The sequence below is a fragment of the Acinetobacter sp. YH18001 genome, assembly GCF_013416975.1.
In the GTDB taxonomy this organism is placed as follows: Bacteria; Pseudomonadota; Gammaproteobacteria; order Pseudomonadales; family Moraxellaceae; genus Acinetobacter; species Acinetobacter pseudolwoffii.
This window is the reverse complement of record NZ_VPEU01000004.1, coordinates 39,426-62,524: the sequence shown is the minus strand read 5'-3', so window position 1 is coordinate 62,524 and position 23,099 is coordinate 39,426. Positions and strand designations below refer to the sequence as shown.

Genomic DNA, 23,099 nt, shown 5'->3' with positions numbered 1-23,099 from the left:
CTCAGGATAAATCTGTCCGCGTTTTTGGTCGTGCTTGATTCGTTGATGTCATTCATAAGGATCATAGCCATGAACCAGTTAACGAATCTTTCTTCTGAAACTTCTCTCTCCACGCATGAACAGGAAGCACGTGATTTAACGCGCATTCTACCCGCTTCACGTAAAGTCTATCTGCCAGGCTCGCGTCCTGATATTCAGGTGCCGATGCGGGAAATTTCCCTCAGTGAAACCCCGACCGGCTTGGGCGGTGAATATAATCCGCCCTTGATGGTTTATGACACGTCTGGTGTCTATACCGACCCCAATGTGACGATTGACCTGAATAAAGGCCTGCCCAATATCCGTGACAGCTGGATTGAACAGCGTAACGATACGGAAATGCTGGACGATTTAAGCTCTGAATTTGGCCGACAACGTTTACGTGATATCCGTACTGCGGCCATCCGTTTCGCGCATATTCAAAAACCGCGCAAAGCCAAACGCGGCCAGAACATCACCCAGATGCACTATGCCAAACAAGGCATGATTACGCCAGAAATGGAATATATCGCCATTCGTGAAAACCTGCGTCAACTGGAGGGTGTCGATATGCGCCAGCATCCGGGACAAAATTTCGGCGCTAAAAACCTGACTGAAATCACCCCGGAGTTTGTACGGCAGGAAGTCGCTGCCGGCCGCGCGATTATTCCGGCCAATATCAATCATCCGGAACTGGAACCGATGATCATCGGACGCAATTTTCTGGTGAAAATCAATGCCAATATTGGTAACTCGGCTTTGGGTTCTTCGATTGAAGAAGAAGTCTCGAAAATGACCTGGGCGACACGCTGGGGTGCAGATACCATTATGGATCTCTCAACCGGGCAGAACATCCATGAAACCCGGGAATGGATTATCCGCAATTCTCCCGTGCCAATTGGCACCGTACCGATCTATCAGGCCTTGGAAAAAGTCAACGGCGTAGCCGAAGACCTGACCTGGGAAATCTTTAAAGATACCCTGATTGAACAGGCGGAACAGGGCGTGGATTATTTCACCATTCATGCCGGTGTACTTTTAAGATATGTACCGCTCACGGCCAACCGTCTGACCGGCATCGTTTCGCGTGGCGGTTCGATCATGGCACAGTGGTGTCTGGCGCATCATCAGGAAAACTTTCTCTACACCCATTTCGATGACATCTGCGACATTATGAAAACCTACGATGTGTCTTTCAGCCTCGGCGATGGCTTGCGTCCGGGCTGTGTGCAGGATGCCAATGACGAAGCACAGTTCGCTGAACTGAGAACCTTGGGTGAACTGACCCATCGTGCCTGGGAACATGATGTACAGGTGATGATTGAAGGTCCGGGCCATGTGCCGATGCACATGATCAAGGAAAATATGGACCTGCAACTGGAAGTCTGTAAAGAAGCGCCCTTCTATACCCTTGGCCCTTTAACCACCGATATCGCCCCGGGTTATGACCATATTACTTCAGCGATTGGTGCCGCAATGATTGGCTGGTATGGCACCGCCATGCTGTGCTATGTCACCCCGAAAGAGCATCTTGGCTTGCCAAATAAAAAAGATGTCAAAGACGGCATTATTACCTACAAGATTGCAGCACATGCAGCCGATCTGGCCAAAGGGCATCCAGGCGCACAGGCCCGGGACAATGCGCTGTCCAAGGCACGTTTTGAATTCCGCTGGGAAGACCAGTTTAATTTGAGTCTGGATCCGGATACAGCCCGCAGCATGCATGATGAAACCATGCCCAAAGCAGCCCATAAATCTGCACATTTCTGTTCCATGTGTGGACCGAAGTTCTGTTCAATGAAGATTAGCCAGAATGTTCGAGACTATGCCAATCAGCAGGCCAAGCCTGATCAGCCGGCAAGCTCTCAGGCCGAAATTGAAGCAGGTATGGATCAGATGAAAGCCAGCTTCCATAAGTCTGGCCAAAATCTGTACCACAAACTATAAAACTTTAAAAAAAACAGTTGTCTTCAAAAAAAACTCAGATAGGATGAAAATAAATCAATTCATTCTATCTGAGCATATGAATATTATTAAACAGGCCTCTTATAATAAAAAAGACTTTCGCATAGAGGCACGTGAGTTCTTGTACCGGGGATTTATTCAGGTGGAAAAAGTCAGCCTGCGACACCGTTTATTCCAGCAGGACAGCTCGACGCCTATTTTGCAACGTGAGCTGATTCACCGGCCAGAAGCAGCGGGTGTGCTGCTCTATAACCATCAACAGCAGAAATTCGGCCTGATTGAACAGTTCCGGATTGGCGGACTGGACGATGTCGATTCACCGTGGCAACTCGAAGTGATTGCTGGTGTTCTGGATGGCGATGAAGCGCCTGAAGCGTGTATCCGTCGCGAAGCACTCGAAGAATCAGGCTGTACTCTGGATGAGCTACAGCACATTTTCAGCTTCTATCCTTCCGCCGGAGCATGTTCTGAGCTTTTCCATTTATATGTGGCCCAGACCGAATTGCCTGAACAGGGCGGTATTTTTGGCATGCCGGATGAAGGGGAAAATATCCAGCTGCATATTCTGGATTATGCCGATATTCCGTCCTTGCTCACGAATGGTCGCTTAAGAAATGCACCTGTCATTATGGCCTTGCAATGGTTGCAACAACATATTCATACTGCAGGAATATGTCTAAGGGGAAAGACATGAGTTTTCAGCAGTCAAGCACAGACACGCAGCCGGATTGGACCATTATCCAGATTTCTGATACCCATTTGATGGATCGGGAAGAGCTGGAATTTGCCCGGATGAATCCCGAGCAGAGTTTTCATGAGGTGATGCAGCAAATTCAGCAGCGCTTTCCCAAAATGGATGCGCTGATTCATACCGGTGATCTGGCCCAGGTGCCGGTGGAACGAACTTATCAGCGTTATTTAGACTTTATCCAGTCCTTAAACGTGCCGCATTATCAGATTCCGGGTAATCATGATGACACCCGGATCTTTCCGTTTCATCAGAATGCCAATCAGGTACATGCGATTCATTTTGGTAGCTGGACCATGATTTTGTTGAATAGTGCGGTTCAAGGCAAGGTTGATGGCTGGGTGGAACAAGCTCAGCTTGATCAATTGAACCAATTATTGCTTGAGTTTAAGCATCAGCATGTCATCATCGCTTGTCATCATCACCCTTTTGCGATGAAATCGCACTGGATTGATCAGCACCGGCTGAAAAATGCTGAAGATTTAAAAGATGTCCTGGCACGGCACCAGAATATAAAGTTGGTCTTGTTTGGTCATGTGCATCAGGATTCCTGTAATGAATGGCATGGTATCTATTTTTTATCCACGCCATCGACCAGTGTGCAGTTCAAACCTAAAAGCCAGGATTTCGCGCTAGATCAGGCGGCGCCCGGTTATCGTGTATTACATTTGCAACAAAATGGTGAGTTTGATACCTATATTGAACGGGTGGCATTGAGTCAGCAAAATATTAATACTGAAATTTCAGGTTATTAACTTTTCAATTTGTTTTTTTTGCATTACTTTATTGCAACCAAAGGAAATGTGATATGCATAGTCCAGACATCAAAGACTATCAATAAGCATAAAAAGTCTATATGATGACGGCCCCCACAGGAGGATAATCCTTCTACAGGGTGGATAAAAATTGCATATCACCATATTTTTTGCGTAGCAATCATACGCATATGATGAGGAATGCCCTAAATGGCGAATGACAACCAAAATCAAGTCTTAGACAATCAAACTGATGTTGTAGAAGAGAAAGCTGCAAAGCGCGTACGCAAATCTAAGCCTAAAACGACTGACGGTGGTTCTACTGCTAGCTTATTTGGTATTGAACCTTATCAACCTAAAAAAAATGAAGAATACATGTCTGAAGGTCAGCTTCAGCATTTCCGCCAAATTTTGCTGGCCTGGAAAGCCGAGTTGATGTCAGAAGTGGATCGTACGCTGAATACGATGCAAGATGAGAATACTGCCCTGCCTGATGTCAACGATCGTGCCACTCAGGAAGAAGAATTTGCAATTGAGCTGCGTACCCGTGACCGTGAACGTAAACTGATCCGTAAAATCGAACAGTCAATCGAAGCGATCCAGAATGATGACTATGGTTTCTGTGAAACTTGTGGCATCGAAATTGGTTTGCGTCGTTTAGAAGCTCGTCCAACGGCTACTTTATGTATTGACTGCAAAACCCTGGCGGAAATCAAAGAGAAGCAAAATAACGGTTAATGATGCTGTTGAATAATCCTCCCCTAACCCCTCCTTTAAAAAAGGAGGGGGACAATAGGATGGCTTATGTGGGTCGGTTCGCGCCATCGCCAACCGGCCCTTTGCATTTTGGCTCCCTCATTACCGCAGTTGCCAGTTATTGCGATGCCAAAGCCAACCACGGCACATGGCTGGTTCGGGTGGAAGATACCGATATTCCGCGTATTTATCCGGGCAGTGAAGAGCATATTTTGCGTGCCATGGACGCCTTTCAGCTTGAGCCAGACGGCGAAATCATTTTCCAGAAAGACCGTTTAGATATTTATGCAGATGTGATCGAACAATTACGTCAGCAGGGTCTGGTTTATGCCTGTCAATGTACCCGTAAAATGCTCGGTTCCAATCATATCTATCAGGATACCTGCCGTGACCTAGCTCTGGCATTCGACAATCAAGCGATCCGTTTAAAAGTCGAAGATATCGAAATCTGTTTTGAAGATCAATTACAAGGTCGACACTGCTCAAAGCTGAAGAAAGATCTGGGAGACTTTGTCTTAAAACGTCGTGACGGGATTATTAATTATCAGCTGGCGGTAGTGGTCGATGACTATCTGCAAGGCATGACCCATGTGGTACGTGGTGCTGACCTGCTGGACAATACCGAACGGCAAATCTATCTGGGGCAGTTGCTCGGTTATCCGCGTCTGAATTATATGCATCTACCCCTGGCGATGAATGATCAGGGACAAAAACTCTCAAAACAGAATCTGGCCCAAGCACTGGATTTAAGTCAGGCCCCACAACTCTTAAAACAGGCACTTAATGCTTTGCATCAGGCTGAAGTTGATCTGGATACGCCACAACGCATGCTGCAACAGGCGGTTGCGCAATGGAACATTGAACGGATTCCACATACAACAGCGCTACAAGGTTGTTATCAATAAAAACCTGTTTTGGCTTAAGCTAGAATTCTAGAATTAAAATCAGAGAGGAAAAGCAGATGTTTTTTATTTTTGGATTCGGCCCTAAAACCAAAACTATTGAAAAGAGCCAGTTCCTGTGTCCAGTCTGCCGAACCCGTACAGGCTATGAGCTGAAACAGCAACGTCATTATTTTTCTTTGTTTTTTATTCCATTGATTCCACTTTCCAAGCCTAAAACTGCTTTTGTGACCTGTTCCAATTGCGGAACTGCAATGCCGAGCACAGTGCTTGACCATGCTCAGCCGGAGCCCGGGTCCAACTCCAATCTAGAAGCTTGATTCTTCCCGGCTTGGATTGACCTGCCGAGTGGTCGAATCAATTTTCAGCACTAAACTGATCATCACCGCACAGATAATCAATGATGAACCCCCATAACTAATAAATGGCAGGGTCAAACCTTTGGTCGGTAACACGCCCATATTCATACCGGCATTCACCAGAATCTGTAACAGGAAAATGATACAGATCCCATAGGCCAGATAGCCGGCGCGTAGATATTGATGTTGCAAGGCACGATGTCCGATCCGGATACAGCAGACCAGCATGGTAAAAGACAGGATCAGGATGGTCGCAATACCTAAAAAGCCAAATTCCTCACCTAAAATCGCCAGCATAAAATCAGTATGCGCTTCAGGCAGATAAGACATTTTCTGAATGCTGTGCCCCAATCCAACCCCGGCCCACTCACCACGGCCGAAGGCCATTAGTGCATTCGAGAGCTGATAACCGCTACCCAGTGGATCTTCCCATGGATTTGAAAAAGACATCAAACGCTGCAAGCGATAAGGCTCTAATAAAATCGCTGCGGCAAATGCACCGACCAAGGTCATAAAGGCCACACCAAACTGAATCCACGGCGCACCCGCGAGGAAAAACACGCCAAGCATGGTCAAGGTAATTACTACGGTTGCCCCCAAGTCCGGCTCAAGAATAATCAAACCGACGGTCACACCCATAATCGCACTTAAACGAACCAAACCTTTAATATTGTTCCGGACTTCTTCCGCACGGCGTACCACATAGTCCGCGGTAAAAATCGCCATCATCACTTTCGCCACTTCCGAGGCCTGCAAGGTAAATCCGGCCACCCGAATCCAGCGCTTGGAACCATTGACCTCAGTCCCGACCACCAGCACGGCCACCAACAGTACAATGGTAATAATCCACAAAAAGAAGGTGTTATTAAACCAGACCTTTAAGGGAATTTTATAGGTTAGATAGGCGGCTACTGCTGCCACAAAAATCGAAATGCCATGGCGGCTAATATAATGAAAGGCATTTTCATGCATACGTTCAGCATAAGGCATCGAGGCCGATGCCACCATGATCGAACCAATACACAGTAAAGCCAATACACAGAAAATTAGTACATTCCGTGGATTTAGCTCAGCGGGGAGCTTGGGTACCCACTGGCTATAAAATTGGTTTAGTTTATTGATCGTAGTCTGAGCAAACCCAGCCATATCACGAATCCTTGTTATTCTTAATTGAGTTCATTCACATACGCAACAAACTTGCGACCACGCTCAGGATAACCCGAGAACATATCAAAACTTGCGCATGCAGGAGACAATAGCACGACATCATCTGCCTGGGTGTGCTTTTGGCAGATTTCTACGGCCTGCTGCAAACTCTCTGCATGAACCAGCTCAGTCGTGCCCCTAATCGCTGCTTCGATGATCGGACGGTCTTCACCAATCAGCACTGCAATCTTGGCATATTTACTCAATGATTCACGCAAAGCCTTAAAGTCCTGTCCTTTGCCCTGTCCACCGAGAATAATCGCAACTTTGCCACCTTGGGCTTCAATCGCCATACCGAGACCATCGAGAGCCGCCAAGGTTGCACCGATGTTGGTGCCTTTGGAGTCGTTATAATAACGTACGCCCTGCACTGCTTTGACAAATTCGCAGCGATGTTCCAGACCTTTGAAGGTTTTTAAAGTGTTTAGCATGCTGTCCAATGGCAAACCAATCGCTTCACCGAGTGCCAGACAAGCCAGGGCATTGGCAACATTATGCGTGCCCTGCATATACATCTCGGTACTTTTTAACAGACGTTCACGACCACGCGCCAACCAGATGCCACCATCGGTATCTTTAAGAATCCCGTACTGGTTCATATCGGGTGCATTCAGGCCAAAACTTTGCATCGGCGTCACATCTGGCACCAAAGGACGGGTCAAAGAATCATCCCGGTTATACACCACTTTTTTCACACCCTGAAAAATCCGGTGCTTGGCGGTGTGATAGCCCATCATATCGCCATGCCGATCCAGATGATCTTCACTCATGTTCAGTACCACCGCCACTTCAGCCGCCAGATTTGAAGTAGTTTCCAGCTGAAAACTGGATAATTCTAAAATATAGAATTCAGGATCATCTTTGGTTAAATCCAGTGCAGGACGGCCCAAATTGCCACCGACGGCGACTTTTTTGCCAGCATCGGCTGCCATTAAGCCAATCAAAGTGGTCACTGTACTTTTGGCATTGGAACCGGTAATCGCGACAATCGGCTTGTCGGTGGCGCGGCGTAAAATCTGGATTTCACTCACCACAGGAATACCCTGCGCCATCGCCGCCTGAATTTCTGGCAATTTTGGATCCAGTCCCGGACTGATCACGATTTCTTCTGCAGACAGCAACAGCTCGGCATCAAACTGGCCGAAACTGGTCTGGACTTCGGCCGGAATCTGGTCATGTCCCGGAGGGATGGCTCTAGAATCCGTTACTGCAACGCGGTAGCCCTGGTCATGTAAGAAATTGACTGCTGCAACACCTGATATTCCGAGTCCTGCAACGACTTTTAACCCACCACGTTGTATTAACATTTTCGCCCCATATTTTGGTCTATTTTGAAACTGACGAAATGGTAGCACTTTGCTGTTTTGAATGCCTTTTCTGATTGAGCTTTCTGCATATTTTTTTGTGTCCATGCGTAAAAAAACCGTCATGCTCATGACGGTTTTTAAAATTACAGCCAAAAAGGAACTTATTTCCATTTGACCGCTTGCTGGGCCGGCTTTTCCTGTGCACTTTGCTCCGACACCGGACAGGCACAGTTGCCACCACAGCCTGCAGCCATACCCGGTTGCAGCCATTTGGCCAGACGCGTCCAGCCTTTTGCTGCGCAGGCATCAGACAGCTTCTGGAAGACTGAGTGAGAGGTGTTCGGAAACACCTTTTTAAATACCACCAGCGCACTCCACAGCACCAGTGCCGCCACAATCAGAATTTCAATCATCTCAATCTCCCATGCATATACTCAGGCAAGCTCAACGGGCCGAGGCCAACCTGAGATTAGCCCAAATAATATGAAGCAATTTGATAAGTCAGGAATGACATGAAATATGCCAAGCCAAACAGGTAAACCGTCATGATACTGACCGTTTTCCAGGAACCAGTTTCACGTTTGACTGTCGCCAAAGTTGCCAGACAATGCGGTGCATAAATAAACCACACCAGTAAAGACAGACCTGTCGCCACTGACCAGCCCAGATCACCACCACTACTGATGAGTGAAGAGAGACCTTCGGACATTGCATCGTCATCTACGGCAGACAGTGCATAGACAGTGCCCAATGCAGCAACCACCACTTCACGTGCTGCCATGGCTGGAATCAAGGCAATACAGATCTGCCAGTTAAAACCGAGCGGTGCAAAGATTGGCTGCATCAGATGACCGAGCATACCTGCCAGTGAATAATCAATCGCCGGCAAAGTCGCACCTTCTGGGGGTTGCGGGAAGGTACACAGGAACCAGAGTACAATCGATAAGGCAAAGATGATACCGCCGACCCGCTTCAAGAAGATTTTGCCGCGATCCAGCAAGCCGATCCAGACGTTTTTCAGATCCGGGAAACGGTAGCTTGGCAGCTCCATCAACAGCATGTGCTGGGATTTATCTTTATGGAAAAATTTCAGTACAAAAGACACCGCCAGAGCACTGACAATACCCGCCATATACAGGCCAAATAACACCAGACCTTGCAGGTTCATAAAACCCCAGACAGTTTGCTGTGGAATGAAAGCTGCAATCAGCAAGGCATATACCGGCAAACGTGCTGAACAGGTCATCAGCGGTGCCACAAAAATCGTGGTTAAACGATCTCGCGGATCACTGATGGTACGCGATGCCATGATGCCCGGAATGGCACAGGCAAAGCTGGACAATAACGGAATAAAGGCACGGCCTGACAGGCCCGCTTTAAACATCAGCTTATCGAGCAAGAAGGCTGCTCGTGGTAAATAACCTGATTCTTCCAAGACTAGAATAAAGAAGAACAGAATCAGAATCTGTGGCAGGAATACCACCACCCCGCCGGCACCAGCAATAATCCCGTCCACCACCAGACTATTCAGTAAAGGATGAGCAATATATTCACCGAGGAATTCACCGAGCCAACCAAAGAAGGTTTCGATGCCATCCATAAACGGCGCAGCCCAGGCAAATACCGCTTGGAAAATCACGAACATCATTACAGCCAGGCTGAGTAGACCCAGTACCGGATGTAAAAAAATCTTGTCGAGAAAATCGGTACGTTTGTCTTCCTGATCGACGAAATTGACCACGTCGTTCAGAATGACTTCCACCTGCTGATGCGGGTCACCCTTTAAGCCACTCAGTTCAGTCTGCGGTACCGAGAATTTCCCCTGATCCAAGGCATTTTTCAGGTTTTCAATCCCTGAACTGCGTACCGCCACAGTTTCTACCACAGGTACGCCCAGTCGCTCAGACAGCTTCTGGGTATTGATTTGCATCCCGCGACGGCGTGCTTCATCCATCATGTTGAGTACGACCAGAATCGGACGACCCAAAGCAATCATTTCTAGGACCAGACCCAGATGCAGTTTCAGGTTAGTGGCATCGACCACACATAAGAATGCATCCTGCTGCTGTTCTTCTGCGATTTTACCTTGCACCACATTACGGGTGATTTCTTCATCCGGACTGGTCGCATCCAGACTATAAGTTCCTGGCAAATCCAGTACCCGCACCGCTTTGCCTGAAGCAAGCTGAAACGTACCGACTTTACGTTCAACCGTGACACCCGCATAGTTACCAACTTTTTGGCGTGTTCCGGTTAAATGGTTGAATAATGAAGTTTTACCGCAGTTAGGGTTACCGACAAGGGCAATACGTAATGTATCACTCATGCCGACACCGCCTGTTCGATTTCAATTTTGGCTGCTTCTGATTTACGCAAAGCAAAACGGGTAAATCCAACTTGAATCAAAATGGGATCTCCACCAAAAATACCTTTCGTAATCACCTGTACCTTCGTACCCGGCACAAAGCCTAGAGTTTCCAAACGACTCGCGACGACATCGTGTAGAGCACTTTCACCATCAGTTGTTCGACTCACTTTTCGAATGATGGCAATTTGTTTTGCTTTTAAATCAGACAAACGCACCGTGAAATTCCTGAACTATTTTGTACAGTATACAAACAAATGAGAATAATTAACAAATAAGATTGATTACATGCTGAATTAGTTTTTATATCACATCGACAGTCTGGTGAAATTAAACTACAGTGGAGAATACTTATTAAATTCATCGCTTTTTCAGATCAGATCCTTGCACCCTATGCTGAATAAAAAACCCCGTATTCCCGCCCCGGTTCAAATTCCTGAAGCCTTGAGCTATTTACAGGGTTTTCGTGATTATCTGATTGCGCAAACGGTCAGTCCACACACCCGAAATGCCTATTTATCTGATTTACTGCAATGTGCAGAATGTCTGAGCAAGCCTTTACCAGAATGGACCCATGACGATATTTCCGATGTATTGATTGCACTGACCAAACAGCAAAAAAGCCCACGCTCAATTGCCCGCTGTCTGTCAGCCTTGCGTTCATTTTATAAATTTCTGCGTGAACAGAAGCTGCGTAGTGATAATCCGGTGGCAGCGCATAAAACCCCGAAGCTTGGCCGTGCCTTGCCCAAAGATTTGTCTGAAGCCGATGTTGAGGCCTTGATTGATGCCCCCGATATCAATACTGCTTTAGGCCTGCGTGACCGTGCCATGTTTGAAGTGCTGTATGCCTGCGGTTTACGTGTCACTGAACTGATTAACTTACGTCTGGAACTCATTAACTTAAAACAGGGCTATTTACGCATCGTCGGTAAAGGCAATAAAGAACGGCTGGTACCGATGGGACACATGGCCTGTGAATGGGTGGAAAAATATCTGAATGAAGCCCGTCCACAACTGTATAAGACCTCAACCGATTATCTGTTTTTGACTCAGCATGGCGGCATCATGAGCCGGCAAAATTTCTGGTATGCGATTAAACGCTATGCTTTACAGGCCGGGATTGCATCCGAGCTGTCACCGCACACCTTGCGGCATGCCTTTGCGACGCATCTGCTCAATCATGGCGCAGATTTACGTGTGGTACAGATGCTGCTTGGACATAGTGACCTGTCGACCACCCAGATTTATACCCATGTCGCGCAAGTGCGGATGCAGCAGCTGCATGCAGCGCATCATCCACGGGCTTAAAACATCTACATATGGAATAAACTGAGAAGTTTGACGTGTTTGTATTTTTTTTTGTTATGCTAATGCTCTGTTTTTAGTCCAAGAAGAAAAGGGTTATTTATGACATTTGCCCGCTCAAAAGTTTTTATGGCTTGTACACTTGCTGCTGGTTTGGGGCTTAGCGCATGTTCCAATTCCGATAACAACACTAAAAAGCAAGATACACTGACTGCAAGTGCACCAGCAACGGGAGAAGCCTCTACCCTGACCGAACGCAATGCACAACAGCGTCTGGTCTCTACCTTGGAAAAGCATTTCAAAACTGCGGGGATCAGTGCCAAAATTACCGATATTAAAACCACCGAAGTACCGAACCTGTTCTGGGTCAGTCTGGAAGGTATGTCTGCGGTCTATGTCACCAGCGATGGTAAATACCTGATTCAGGGCGACGTGATCCGACTCGGTGATAAACAGCTGCATAATGTCAGTGAAAACCTGCAAGCCGGAATCAACAACAAACTCTTTGCCGAACTGAAAGCAGAAGATCTGCTGATCTATCCGGCCAAAGGCAAGGCCAAGCATGTGGTCTATGTCTTTACCGATGTCAGCTGTCCGTATTGCCATAAATTCCATGAACAAATGGATGAAATGAATAGTAAAGGTATTGAAGTTCGTTATATCGCCTGGCCGCGTGGTGAACAGCATATGCCGGCCATGGAAGCAATCTGGTGTAGTGCTGACCGTCATAGTGCTTTTGATCAGGCCATTGCCGGCGCACAAATTAGTGCAGAGAAATGTGAAAATCCTGTTCAAGATCAATATCACATGGGCCTGAATATGGGCGTCAATGGCACCCCTGCCATTTATAGTTCGGAAGGGGTTTACCTCGGCGGATATCTGTCTAGCGCTGAATTATTGAAGCGACTTAAATAACTCATTTTAATACGTTATTTAACTTTATTTTATACATAAAGATATTCTGAAATGACCCTAGAGTCATGGCGTTTTTTTAGCTATGATCTAGGTTCTCGTAAAAAACTGTTTATTTGGAGTGTGACGTGAAACCAGTTCGTCTGGCTATCCTCGGTCTTGGTACTGTAGGTGGTGGTGCCTTGAAACTATTAAAAGAAAATGCTGCTGAGATTAAACGTCGCACCGGTCGTGAAATTGAAATTACCTATGTAGGCACCCGTCGTCCACGTCCTGATCTGGACCTACCTGCATCAGTGAAACAAAGTGCAGACTTGATGGACATCGTGCGTCAACCTGACGTAGACGTGGTGGTCGAAGTCATGGGCGGGATTCATCCTGCTTTTGAAATTATTATGGAAGCCATGAAACATGGCAAGCATATTGTGACTGCCAACAAGGCGCTATTGGCTGAACATGGGAATGAGCTGTTTAAAGCGGCTGAAGACAATGCCGTGCAGATTGCCTATGAAGCGGCAGTGGCTGGCGGTATTCCCATTATTAAAGTGATTCGTGAAGGTCTGGCGGCCAACAAGATTGAATGGCTGGCGGGCATCATCAATGGTACGGGTAACTTCATTCTCAGCGAAATGCGTGAAAAAGGCCGTACTTTTGAAGACGTACTCAAAGAAGCACAAGAACTCGGATATGCCGAAGCCGATCCAACCTTTGACGTGGAAGGTATTGATGCTGCACATAAGCTGACCATTCTGGCTTCATGTGCCTTTGGTATTCCGCTACAGTTTGACAAAGTCTTTACTGAAGGTATTGGCAAAGTCACTGCACAAGATGTGAAATATGCAGAAGACCTCGGTTTCCGTATCAAGCACCTGGGAATTGCACGCCGCACCGATGCCGGGATTGAACTCCGTGTTCATCCAACCCTGATTCCTGAAGAAGAACTGATTGCCAACGTCAATGGCGTGAAAAACGCCGTACTGGTACAGGCCAATGCGGTTGGTCCAACACTATACTACGGCGCAGGTGCGGGTGCAGGCCCAACGGCTTCTGCTGTGGTCGCAGACGTGGTGGATATTGTTCGTGATATCATTTATACCGAAGACGGTGCCGGAACCATTCCGCAACTGGCCTTTGAAGCCCTGACCGATTTACCGATCTTGAGTCGTGAACAAATGACCACCGGCTATTACATCCGTATTAATGCCGAAGATCAAATGGGCGTGCTTGCCGATGTCACCACGATCCTCAGTCGTGCCGGAATCAGTATTGATGCCATCATGCAGCAACCTCGCTTAAAAGACCTTATTCCGATCGTGATTCTGACCGATCCTATCGTCGAATCAAAAATGGATGCAGCGCTCTCACAAATTCAAGCATTACCCGTCATTCATGGCGAAATTGTACGAATTCGTTTAGAATCGCTTGATAATTAATCGGGTTAAGGGGAGTATTTCCCCTTGCCAAGCTCTACACACAATTGGAACATCATCATGTCGAATGCCAATCGTTATACTGGTTTAGTTGACCGCTATCGCGACCGTTTACCAGTGTCTGCAACTACTCGTGCGATCTCTTTGGGTGAGGGTAATACTCCACTGATCAAGCTTGAGAATATTCCACGCATTATTGGTAAAGATGTTGAAATTTATGTGAAGTACGAGGGCTTAAACCCGACTGGTTCATTTAAAGACCGCGGTATGACTATGGCGGTGACCAAAGCCGTTGAAGAAGGCTCTAAAGCCATCATCTGCGCATCTACTGGTAACACCTCTGCGGCTGCGGCTGCTTATGCGGCTCGTGCCGGCATTAAAGCATTCGTGCTCATCCCTGAAGGCAAAATTGCCATGGGTAAAATGGCTCAAGCGATGATGTATGGTGCGATCACCATGCAAATTCGCGGTAACTTCGATGATGGTATGCGTCTGGTCAAAGAAGTTGCCGATCAGGCTCCGGTAACGATTGTAAACTCAATCAACCCATACCGTCTGCAAGGTCAAAAAACCATTGCTTATGAAATCGTTGAAGCTTTAGGTCGTGCACCGGATTATCACTGCCTGCCTGTAGGTAATGCGGGTAACATCACTGCGCACTGGATGGGTTATACTGAAGCGGTTGCCAACCAGTCGAAAGAAGAATTTGAGCAAGTCGTTTACGATGCTGAAACTGATGCCTTTACTGGTCCTAAACCGGCAGGTTTGCCAATCATGGCAGGTTACCAAGCCTCTGGGGCTGCACCGTTCCTTCGTGGCGGTCCAGTAGAAAACCCGGAAACTGTTGCAACTGCGATTCGTATCGGTAATCCGCAAAGCTTCAATCATGCTAAAGCGGTTGTTCGTGATTCAAACGGCTGGTTTGATGAACTGACTGATGCGGAGATTCTTGAAGCTCAACGTCTGCTTTCTATGTATGAAGGTGTGTTCGTAGAGCCAGCATCTGCTGCGTCTGTCGGCGGCGCGATCCGTGATATTAAAGCGGGTAAAATTGCTGAAGGTTCAGTGATCGTATGTACCGTAACGGGTAACGGTCTGAAAGATCCAGACACTGCCATCAAGCAATGTGCTGATGCCGTGATGTTGTCGATTGATGCAACTATGAGTCAAGTTAAAGACTCTATTCTGTCGAATATGTAATTTCGGCCAGAATTAAAAAACCCTGCAATTGCAGGGTTTTTTTATGAACCAATCAATTAGATTCGTTTAGGTTGCTGGCTGACCCAACTCATTAAACGGGTCGCATCATTGGTACGCGCCTGTGAGCTGTTTGCCCCTAAAAGTACTACCGCCACCGGACGGTTATTCAGAGTCGTGTGCATCACTACACAGCGCCCTGCTTCATTAATAAAACCGGTTTTAGAAATATTGATATTCCAGCCGCCATTACGTACCAAGGCATTGGTATTATTCGATTTCAATACACGATAACCCAAGTTAAAGTCATAGCTTGGCGTGGTCGAGAACTGGCGAATCAGACCGTATTGAGAGGCAGTATTTACCAAGATTCCCAAGTCACGAGCTGAAGCCACGTTGCCCGGATGCAAACCTGTCGACTCCATGAAGCGGGTAGAATTCATGCCCAGCTCTTTAGCTTTAGTATTCATTTTGGCAATAAACGCTGATCTACCACCCGGATAGGTTCGTGCCAAAGCAGCAGCAGCCGGGTTCTCGGACTTCATCAGAGCAAATAATAAAGCTTCAGCACGGTTCATGCTGTCCCCTGCTCTTAAAGTCGAGCTTGAGCTTTTACAGCCTGAACAGGAAAAATCAGCCTGTTGCAGCGTGATTTTTTCCGACATATTTAGACGTGCATCAGAAATCACCACAGCCGTCATTAATTTGGTAATCGATGCAATCGGATAGGCAGTATTGGTATTTTTGCTAAACAGCACTTCACCGGTTTGTGCATCCATGACCAGTGCAGCCCGCGCATTGACAGAAGGTTGATTGCTATAACTGTTTGTATCAAAAATCTGTGTTGTTTTTGCTGGTTGCTGAACACTGACCGACTGCTGGGTGCTCGGTACACTCTGACGCAAGGTCGTGGTCACGGTGGCTGAACCGGGTGGCGAAGGCTCATTGGCAGAGGCATTAAAATCATCGCTCATTAACTGGTTAACTTCTTCAGAAGACCAACTAATGCTGGAACCGCCCTCTGCCGTGCCAGAATTCATAATGATTTCAGCAAAACTTGTCGTGCTCATGCTGATTAACACGGACAGGCCGAGTAGATGCCTTAAAGACTTGTTTATTTTCTTCACTATTCCTTCACTCAACTAACAGAGGTAAGATTGATTTGCGTATTACCTCTAATATGCCTTACATTTAAACACAATGCCGAACATTTTTTGTTCTTGACACTGTGTGATAAGTTTCAGATTTAATCTTGCGAATAGGATTGCTAATTTTGTACTTTCATTGCAAGCTTATTTTGCTTTATGTAACAAAAAAATGATTTTTTTAACAGAGGGAGAGCGTAGGTGATCACAGTTTTAGTTGTGGACGACCATGAATTAGTACGTACTGGAATTTGCAGAATGCTGGAAGACCATGCGGAGGTTCAGGTGATTGGACAGGCTGAATCTGGTGAAGAAGCGATTTCTCTGGTTCGTCAGCATCATCCGAATGTGGTTTTACTGGATGTGAATATGCCGGGCATTGGTGGCGTAGAAACCACGCGCCGCCTGCTTCAGAGCGCCCCTGAAACCAAAGTGCTGGCCGTCAGCGGTCTGGCAGAAGAACCCTATCCTTCGCTGTTATTAAAAGCCGGGGCCAAAGGTTATATCACCAAGGGGGCGCCGATTTCAGAAATGGTTCGCGCCATCAATAAAGTCATGCAAGGCGGTAAATATTTTAGTGCCGACATTGCAGAACAGTTAGCGAGTTCTTACCTTTCTGATACACAGCAATCGCCTTTTGATGCACTGTCAGAACGTGAAATGCAAGTGGCGATGATGGTGGTGAACTGTATCAGCGCTCAGGAAATTGCTGACAAGCTCTTTGTCAGCGTCAAAACCGTAAATACCTATCGTTATCGTATTTTTGAAAAACTGAATATTGATAGTGATGTCAAACTGACGCATCTGGCCATGCGCTATGGGCTGATTAAACCTTAGCCTTTGGCGAGTCGCGCTGCATATGGCACAAAAAACCAATTATTCTGAACTCAATCAGTATCATTTAGGGATCTGGTATAGTGCGTATCGCCTGCTGATCAGCACTGGCCTGCTGCTGATTTTTCTGCTGACCTACCCCGAGCTAACCGGCGATTATCAATATCCACAACTGTATTATTATGCGCTGGGAATCGGTGTTGCCATTAATACAGCGCAGCTGTTCGCACTGAAATGGATCAGACGCCTGATCCAGCCGCAGCTGATTATGATTTTCTTTAGCGATGTCTGCGTCTTAAGTTTACTGACTTTGGCAAGTGACGGGCCTAATCTGCAAATTGGTTTGCTGTTTGTGATTACCATCTTTTCCGCATCGTTATTGCTGGATGCCAAAAAAGCTTTGGTGGTCACCCTGATTGCTGTGATTAGTGTCATATATCAACATTTTATCGGCAGTATTTTTGCATTTTCTTCCTTAAGCAATATCAGTAATAGTGCCCTGCTGGCCTTTTTGTTCTTTGTGGTCTATGGGACCGGGCAAATTGCGGTACGCCGTTTTCAGATTCTGGAAAACCTGAACTTTTCGCAATCTCTGGAACTTTATCGCTTACAGAATATTAACCGTTATATTCTGGAACAGATCGAAACTGGCTATCTGGTGCTGGATGAAAATTATCATGTGGTCCTGAGTAACCCTGCGGCCTGTACACTGCTGGGGATCGAAGCAAAATTTGCGCATGAGAAATTTACCCTCTACCAGTCACAACCAGATTTATTTGAACTGATCCAGTTTGAAACGCTGGAAAATGGCGAGCGTTTTCAGTTTGAATCACAGCAAAGTCGCTATAACATTCATGTACAGGTACAAAAGCTGATTGTGCCGCATCAAACCCTGATGTTATTGGTGTTACAGGATGCCAAAAAACTCAATCAACAGGTGCAGCAACTCAAGCTTGCTGCACTGGGCCAGCTTTCAGCCAGTATTGCGCATGAAATTCGTAATCCATTGGCAGCTATTGTGCAGGCCAATGATTTATACCTTGACTCTGACAATGAACAACAACAAGTACTCAACCAGATGATTGGCCGACAGGCGACCCGGATCGACCGGATTATTCAGGACACGCTGAATATGGTCAAAAATAAAGAAACCCATCCGGTGCCGATTCATCTCAATGAATTTATCCCGTTATTTATCCAGGAAGATTTGGCCGATATTTGCGATCAGATTCAATTTAATATTGATGTGCCGCTGCTGATTCAGTTCGATGAAGCACAATTTCGTCAAGTCCTGATTAACCTGCTTCGCAATGCCATCCGTCACAATTCAGCAGATGCCAATTACATTCAGCTGAATATACATCCCTATGAACATCGGGTCTGGATTGATATCCGGGATTTCGGCTCAGGTGTAGCCATACACGACCAGGCCCTATTATTTCAACCTTTTTTCAGCACCTCGATTAGTGGAACCGGATTAGGACTGTACTTATCACATAGTTTTTGTGAAGCAAATCAGGCACAATTAAACTATATACAACAAGAACAGGGCGCATGCTTTCGCATTAGCTGCCAACGTATTACGGTATAAAGGGGTTTAAGGGAAATGAGTGTGGAACAACAGCCACTGGTGCTCTTGGTGGATGATGAAGAAGATTTATGCACCCTCATGCAAATGTCGTTGCTGCGGATGGGGATTCGTACGCACATCGCACATTGTCTGCAAGATGCTAAAAAATGTCTTGCAGATCATCAATATGATGCCTGTTTAACTGACCTGAACTTGCCCGATGGCAATGGTTTGGAGTTACTGGAGTGGATTGGCCATCTCTACCCTGCACTTCCGGTCGCGGTTCTGACCGCCTATGGCAACATGGAAATCGCGATTGCTGCACTCAAGGCCGGTGCCTTTGACTTTGTCAGCAAACCGATCAATCAGAAACATCTGGAACAGCTGCTACAAAAAGCACTGAATAAACCGGTGGATTATTCCCATAATAATCCAAATGATGCTTTAGAACATAAAATGCTGATTGGGCAATCGATACCGATTCAGCACTTACGTATTACCTTACAAAAAATTGCCCGCTCACAGGCACCGGTTTTTATTACTGGCGAATCGGGAACTGGCAAGGAAGTGGTGGCCAATCTGGTCCATCGCCTGAGCAACCGTAATGAAGGCCCTTTTATTGCAATTAACTGTGGTGCGATTCCCACTGAACTGATGGAAAGCGAACTGTTTGGGCATAAGAAAGGCAGCTTTACTGGCGCCGCTCAGGACAAACAGGGGCTGATTCAATCGGCACATGGCGGCAGCCTGTTTCTGGATGAAATTGCCGAATTACCACTTGCTATGCAGGTCAAACTGTTACGTGCCGTACAGGAAAAACGTATTCGTCCCCTCGGTTCAGATACTGAAATTGATGTGGATTTCCGCGTCATCAGTGCCACGCATCAGGATCTGGAAGCCTTGGTACAACAAGGCAAATTCCGTCAGGATTTATATTTCCGTATTCATGTGATGGATCTGACTTTACCGCCGCTGCGTGAACGGAGTCAGGATATTCTCTTGCTGGCCGAACATTTTATTCAGAAGATTTGCCAGGAATGGGGCATTGCCAATAAAAAACTGACAGAACGCAGTAAAGAATTTTTATTGGAACAATATTATCCGGGTAATGTTCGTGAATTGCGTAATATTATGGAACGTGCAATTACCTTGAGTGATGAAGAACGGATTGATCTTCAGCATCTGCAAAGTGCACCGTTACGTCAGGCTCTTAATAGCGCTCAGGAGATGAATACGCTCACGAGCGAGATTATTGCGACTGACACCCTGATTGCCCCGAGAAAGCTCCCAGAAGAAGGCCTAGAGCTATATTTAGAAAAGATTGAAAAAGAAGTTCTACTCAATGCGCTGAATCTAACGCACTGGAACCGCACACTGGCCGCGAAAAAGCTCGGTATGTCATTCCGCTCCCTACGCTATCGTTTGAAAAAGTTCGGACTGGATACTGAGGAAGACGAATAATTATTTTTGCAGGAGCAGCAGGTCTGTGACGTGTTCCAGATAGCTCTCCTCACGCATTTCCTGCTTAAACGGATAACTGAAATGTGGCTGCACGCCCCGCCCTTCAATCATCTGACCACTCGGACTGAAGTATTGTGCCACTGTCATTTGTAAAGCAGAACCATTACTCAGTGGAAATAGCTTTTGTACCACACCTTTGCCATAGCTTTGCTCACCGACCACCCAAGCCCGGCTATGTTCTTTCAATGCTGCCGTAAAGACTTCAGCTGCCGAAGCTGAACGGTTATTAATCAGAACGCCCACTTTCAGATTCTGAAATTCAAAACTTGGCAGCGCCTGAAATTGCTGATTGCCTTCCGAACGGCTTTGGGTCGAGACAATCACACCCTGATTCAAAAATAAATCGGCCGATTCTACTGCGGCAGAAAGTAAGCCACCCGGGTTATTGCGTAGATCAAACATCACCGCTTTTAAGCGTCTGTCAGCGTAGCTTTCAATCAGGCGCTTGATTTCATTGGCTGTATCTTGCTGGAAAACTTTGACCTGCAATACCAGTACCTGATTATTGTGCAGACTGGATTTAATTTCAGTATCAAGCTTGGTATTCCTTACCAGACGAACCACCGGACTTTGTGGGGAAAGCTGTATGCTCAGCGTAGAGCCGACCGCCCCGCTCAATAGCTGTCGCACCTGTTCCTGATTCAGGCTACTCAGCACCTGATCATCAATTTTATAGACCGTGACACCATTACGCAGTCCCTGCTTGGCAGAGTCGGCATCGGCGCTCAATCCCTGCACCATCCATTGCTTCATCTGCGAGTTAAATTGCAGATCGAAATCAATGCTGGCCAGATCACCTTCAGTATATTCACGTAGCTGCTTATAATCTTCAGGAGACAAATAACGCGAATAGCGGTCTAAGCCACTGACCAGCCCTTGGATTGCCTGTTGGAACAAGGCGTCGTCATTTTTGTCTTGAATATAATTGTCTTTGACGATGCCGTAAATTTGTACAAATTCTTGAATGGATGCCACAGGAATTTCAGTATAAACCTGACCATCCATTTCCATATCATCGAATACCGGCTCTTTTGAGCCCGCACCCCAGGCCGAATGACTCAAACACATCAGTAAGCATGGTATAACGACAGACTTCCAATGTGTTGTTGCCATTTTTTACCTTTCTTTAAAATCTTATCGAAAATTATTGATTCAGTTCAATCAGGTTGCGACCTTGCATTTCCGCAGGGACTGGAACTTGCATCAGACTTAATAAGGTCGGTGCGACATCTGCCAATACGCCACCTTCTGCGATCGTGGCCTGAGTTGGACCTACATAAATAAATGGAACCAATTCAGTGGTATGTTGAGTATGCACCTGACCACTGTGATAGTCCTGCATCTGCTCTACATTACCATGATCGGCAGTGATAAGCATATGACCTTTTTGCGCCATCACCGCCTCATAAACCCGGCCTAAGCAGGTATCGACCGCTTCGACCGCTTTCACTGCGGCATCAAAAACACCGGTATGACCGACCATATCACCATTGGCATAGTTCACCACCAGCAGGTCAAATTCGCCTGAATTGATCGCAGCGACCAGCTCATCAGTCACTTCATAAGCACTCATTTCCGGTTTGAGGTCATAAGTTGCCACGTTTGGTGATGGAATCAGGATACGTTTTTCACCCGGATATTCATCTTCACGACCGCCACTAAAGAAGAACGTCACGTGTGCATATTTTTCAGTTTCAGCAATACGCAATTGGGTTTTACCCAGATTTGACAGGTATTCACCAATCGAGTTGACCAACGCTTCTGGCATATAGGCCACAGGCGCATCAATCGTTGCTTGGTAACGCGTCAACATCACAAACTTGGCTAAGTTCGGCACCACTTTACGTGCAAATCCAGCAAAATCTTTTTCTACAAATGCGCGAGTCAATTCACGGGCACGGTCAGCACGGAAGTTCATGAAGACCACGCTATCACCATCCTGAATTTTTGCCAGCTCACCAATGCGGGTGGCTTTGACAAACTCATCCGACTCATCTGCGGCATAAGCCTGTTCCAGACCTTGAACTGCTGTGGCAGCTGTACGGGCCGCTTCGCCTTCAGTCAATAAACGATAGGCCTGTTCGACGCGATCCCAACGGTTGTCACGATCCATCGCGAAGTAACGACCAATCATGCTGGCAATACGACCTTGACCTGGATATTGTGCAAACAGCTCATCCAGTTTTTCCAATGACGGCTGGGCACTTCGTGGCGGCGTATCACGACCATCCAGGAAAGCATGCAAATAAACTTTGACACCACGTTTGAGTGCCAGTTCAGCCATCGCAACAATATGGTCTTCATGCGAATGCACACCGCCTTGAGATAAAAGGCCGAGCAAATGCACTGCACCACCTGAAGCTTTGGCTTTCTCCACCGCATCGACGAGTACTTCATGATTGAAGAAATCACCGGTACGAATGTCTTTGGTAATCCGGGTAAAATCCTGATACAGCACACGACCTGCACCGAGGTTCATATGTCCGACTTCCGAGTTCCCCATCTGGCCATCTGGCAGACCAACATCTTCGCCTGAACCCGAGATCAAACCATGCGGATGCTTGTCCTGCATTGCAGTTAAATTTGGTCGTTTAGCTGCTAAAAACGCGTTGTCTTCGACCGCTTCGCGATGACCCACACCATCCATAATCACCAAAACGTGAGGGATTTTGCCAGCAGTTGCATCCGTCATAATGAAATACTCTGTTCGTCTACGAATTAATCGCTCTATTTTAGCGAAGTTTGCAAAAAGAGGCCATGACCAGAGTATGGTTTAAGCCGCTCATCGCGATTGATTTGTT

The 23,099-nt window shown here is 46.6% G+C and carries 21 protein-coding genes; 13 read left to right on the top strand and 8 right to left on the bottom strand.

Annotation, left to right across the window (positions count from 1 at the left end):
• The first annotated feature begins 69 nt into the window (after positions 1 to 69).
• The 6 genes from thiC (at position 70) to FTV48_RS02540 (ending at position 5,464) form a co-directional block, all read left to right on the top strand.
• A complete protein-coding gene (gene thiC, locus FTV48_RS02565) occupies positions 70 to 1,965 on the top strand; it encodes a phosphomethylpyrimidine synthase ThiC (RefSeq protein WP_179999301.1) in 1,896 nt (631 codons plus the stop codon).
• 76 nt (positions 1,966 to 2,041) lie between these two features.
• Positions 2,042 to 2,677, top strand: coding sequence for an NUDIX domain-containing protein (locus FTV48_RS02560; RefSeq protein ID WP_100329423.1), 636 nt, complete (start codon positions 2,042 to 2,044; stop codon positions 2,675 to 2,677).
• A complete protein-coding gene (gene cpdA / locus FTV48_RS02555) occupies positions 2,674 to 3,486 on the top strand; it encodes a 3',5'-cyclic-AMP phosphodiesterase (RefSeq protein WP_179999299.1) in 813 nt (270 codons plus the stop codon). Before FTV48_RS02560 ends, cpdA begins: the two co-directional genes overlap by 4 nt.
• 210 nt (positions 3,487 to 3,696) lie before the next feature.
• Positions 3,697 to 4,224, top strand: a complete 528-nt coding sequence (gene dksA / locus FTV48_RS02550; RefSeq protein ID WP_004281072.1) for an RNA polymerase-binding protein DksA — start codon at positions 3,697 to 3,699, stop codon at positions 4,222 to 4,224.
• A gap of 2 nt (positions 4,225 to 4,226) precedes the next feature.
• The gene (gene gluQRS, locus FTV48_RS02545) at positions 4,227 to 5,147 is read left to right on the top strand and encodes a tRNA glutamyl-Q(34) synthetase GluQRS (protein ID WP_225553535.1); all 921 of its coding nucleotides are present in this window, start codon (positions 4,227 to 4,229) and stop codon (positions 5,145 to 5,147) included.
• Between the two features lie 56 nt (positions 5,148 to 5,203).
• Positions 5,204 to 5,464, top strand: a complete 261-nt coding sequence (locus FTV48_RS02540) for a zinc ribbon domain-containing protein (protein ID WP_005094432.1) — start codon at positions 5,204 to 5,206, stop codon at positions 5,462 to 5,464.
• Here the strand turns inward: FTV48_RS02540 and ftsW are convergent.
• The 5 genes from ftsW to FTV48_RS02515 form a co-directional block, all read right to left on the bottom strand.
• On the bottom strand, positions 5,453 to 6,649 hold the full coding sequence (gene ftsW / locus FTV48_RS02535; protein ID WP_005094435.1) for a putative lipid II flippase FtsW: 1,197 nt from the start codon (positions 6,647 to 6,649) through the stop codon (positions 5,453 to 5,455). The two genes, FTV48_RS02540 and ftsW, sit on opposite strands and share 12 nt — an antisense overlap.
• A 20-nt stretch (positions 6,650 to 6,669) precedes the next feature.
• Positions 6,670 to 8,016 (bottom strand): UDP-N-acetylmuramoyl-L-alanine--D-glutamate ligase, encoded by a 1,347-nt coding sequence (gene murD / locus FTV48_RS02530; protein ID WP_179999297.1) that lies wholly within the window; start codon positions 8,014 to 8,016, stop codon positions 6,670 to 6,672.
• A 161-nt stretch (positions 8,017 to 8,177) separates the two neighbouring features.
• Entirely contained in the window at positions 8,178 to 8,429 is a 252-nt protein-coding gene (locus FTV48_RS02525) for a DUF6587 family protein (RefSeq protein ID WP_005094438.1), read from the bottom strand.
• 56 nt (positions 8,430 to 8,485) lie between these two features.
• The gene (locus tag FTV48_RS02520) at positions 8,486 to 10,342 is read right to left on the bottom strand and encodes a ferrous iron transporter B (protein WP_179999296.1); all 1,857 of its coding nucleotides are present in this window, start codon (positions 10,340 to 10,342) and stop codon (positions 8,486 to 8,488) included.
• Entirely contained in the window at positions 10,339 to 10,599 is a 261-nt protein-coding gene (locus tag FTV48_RS02515; protein ID WP_004281065.1) for a FeoA family protein, read from the bottom strand. Before FTV48_RS02515 ends, FTV48_RS02520 begins: the two co-directional genes overlap by 4 nt.
• Positions 10,600 to 10,774: 175 nt before the next feature.
• On the opposite strand from FTV48_RS02515, the gene xerD reads away from it, so the two are divergent.
• From xerD to thrC, 4 genes are all read left to right on the top strand, one after another.
• The gene (gene xerD / locus FTV48_RS02510) at positions 10,775 to 11,692 is read left to right on the top strand and encodes a site-specific tyrosine recombinase XerD (protein WP_005094442.1); all 918 of its coding nucleotides are present in this window, start codon (positions 10,775 to 10,777) and stop codon (positions 11,690 to 11,692) included.
• Positions 11,693 to 11,791: 99 nt separating this feature from the next.
• Entirely contained in the window at positions 11,792 to 12,604 is an 813-nt protein-coding gene (locus FTV48_RS02505; RefSeq protein ID WP_005169007.1) for a DsbC family protein, read from the top strand.
• 125 nt (positions 12,605 to 12,729) lie between these two features.
• Positions 12,730 to 14,034, top strand: a complete 1,305-nt coding sequence (locus FTV48_RS02500) for a homoserine dehydrogenase (RefSeq protein ID WP_005094444.1) — start codon at positions 12,730 to 12,732, stop codon at positions 14,032 to 14,034.
• Positions 14,035 to 14,091: 57 nt separating this feature from the next.
• Positions 14,092 to 15,231 carry a threonine synthase gene (gene thrC / locus FTV48_RS02495; RefSeq protein WP_004281061.1) on the top strand — a complete coding sequence of 380 codons (1,140 nt, stop codon included), beginning with the start codon at positions 14,092 to 14,094 and terminating at the stop codon, positions 15,229 to 15,231.
• 56 nt (positions 15,232 to 15,287) lie between these two features.
• Here the strand turns inward: thrC and FTV48_RS02490 are convergent, their stop codons facing one another.
• A complete protein-coding gene (locus tag FTV48_RS02490) occupies positions 15,288 to 16,355 on the bottom strand; it encodes a serine hydrolase (protein WP_179999294.1) in 1,068 nt (355 codons plus the stop codon).
• Between the two features lie 219 nt (positions 16,356 to 16,574).
• On the opposite strand from FTV48_RS02490, the gene FTV48_RS02485 reads away from it, so the two are divergent.
• Genes FTV48_RS02485 through FTV48_RS02475 form a run of 3 tightly spaced genes read left to right on the top strand, consistent with a single transcriptional unit; the run spans position 16,575 to position 20,238 of the window.
• Positions 16,575 to 17,210 (top strand): response regulator, encoded by a 636-nt coding sequence (locus FTV48_RS02485; protein WP_005108454.1) that lies wholly within the window; start codon positions 16,575 to 16,577, stop codon positions 17,208 to 17,210.
• 22 nt (positions 17,211 to 17,232) lie between these two features.
• Complete coding sequence (locus tag FTV48_RS02480) at positions 17,233 to 18,798, top strand: PAS domain-containing sensor histidine kinase (RefSeq protein ID WP_005169018.1); 1,566 nt, start codon at positions 17,233 to 17,235, stop codon at positions 18,796 to 18,798.
• A gap of 15 nt (positions 18,799 to 18,813) precedes the next feature.
• The gene (locus FTV48_RS02475) at positions 18,814 to 20,238 is read left to right on the top strand and encodes a sigma-54 dependent transcriptional regulator (RefSeq protein ID WP_005169020.1); all 1,425 of its coding nucleotides are present in this window, start codon (positions 18,814 to 18,816) and stop codon (positions 20,236 to 20,238) included.
• Here the strand turns inward: FTV48_RS02475 and FTV48_RS02470 are convergent, their stop codons facing one another.
• Together FTV48_RS02470 and gpmI are read right to left on the bottom strand one after the other, a co-directional pair.
• The gene (locus FTV48_RS02470) at positions 20,239 to 21,411 is read right to left on the bottom strand and encodes a S41 family peptidase (protein WP_179999292.1); all 1,173 of its coding nucleotides are present in this window, start codon (positions 21,409 to 21,411) and stop codon (positions 20,239 to 20,241) included.
• A 31-nt stretch (positions 21,412 to 21,442) separates the two neighbouring features.
• On the bottom strand, positions 21,443 to 22,990 hold the full coding sequence (gene gpmI, locus FTV48_RS02465) for a 2,3-bisphosphoglycerate-independent phosphoglycerate mutase (protein ID WP_179999290.1): 1,548 nt from the start codon (positions 22,988 to 22,990) through the stop codon (positions 21,443 to 21,445).
• Positions 22,991 to 23,099: the final 109 nt, after the last annotated feature.

Coding starts and splice junctions, on each gene's coding strand:
- thiC (WP_179999301.1), top strand. CDS start 70: ATGAACCAGTTAACGAATCTTTCTTCTGAAACTTCTCTCTCCACGCAT.
- FTV48_RS02560 (WP_100329423.1), top strand. CDS start 2,042: ATGAATATTATTAAACAGGCCTCTTATAATAAAAAAGACTTTCGCATA.
- cpdA (WP_179999299.1), top strand. CDS start 2,674: ATGAGTTTTCAGCAGTCAAGCACAGACACGCAGCCGGATTGGACCATT.
- dksA (WP_004281072.1), top strand. CDS start 3,697: ATGGCGAATGACAACCAAAATCAAGTCTTAGACAATCAAACTGATGTT.
- gluQRS (WP_225553535.1), top strand. CDS start 4,227: ATGCTGTTGAATAATCCTCCCCTAACCCCTCCTTTAAAAAAGGAGGGG.
- FTV48_RS02540 (WP_005094432.1), top strand. CDS start 5,204: ATGTTTTTTATTTTTGGATTCGGCCCTAAAACCAAAACTATTGAAAAG.
- ftsW (WP_005094435.1), bottom strand. CDS start 6,649: ATGGCTGGGTTTGCTCAGACTACGATCAATAAACTAAACCAATTTTAT.
- murD (WP_179999297.1), bottom strand. CDS start 8,016: ATGTTAATACAACGTGGTGGGTTAAAAGTCGTTGCAGGACTCGGAATA.
- FTV48_RS02525 (WP_005094438.1), bottom strand. CDS start 8,429: ATGATTGAAATTCTGATTGTGGCGGCACTGGTGCTGTGGAGTGCGCTG.
- FTV48_RS02520 (WP_179999296.1), bottom strand. CDS start 10,342: ATGAGTGATACATTACGTATTGCCCTTGTCGGTAACCCTAACTGCGGT.
- xerD (WP_005094442.1), top strand. CDS start 10,775: ATGCTGAATAAAAAACCCCGTATTCCCGCCCCGGTTCAAATTCCTGAA.
- FTV48_RS02505 (WP_005169007.1), top strand. CDS start 11,792: ATGACATTTGCCCGCTCAAAAGTTTTTATGGCTTGTACACTTGCTGCT.
- thrC (WP_004281061.1), top strand. CDS start 14,092: ATGTCGAATGCCAATCGTTATACTGGTTTAGTTGACCGCTATCGCGAC.
- FTV48_RS02480 (WP_005169018.1), top strand. CDS start 17,233: ATGGCACAAAAAACCAATTATTCTGAACTCAATCAGTATCATTTAGGG.
- FTV48_RS02475 (WP_005169020.1), top strand. CDS start 18,814: ATGAGTGTGGAACAACAGCCACTGGTGCTCTTGGTGGATGATGAAGAA.
- FTV48_RS02470 (WP_179999292.1), bottom strand. CDS start 21,411: ATGGCAACAACACATTGGAAGTCTGTCGTTATACCATGCTTACTGATG.
- gpmI (WP_179999290.1), bottom strand. CDS start 22,990: ATGACGGATGCAACTGCTGGCAAAATCCCTCACGTTTTGGTGATTATG.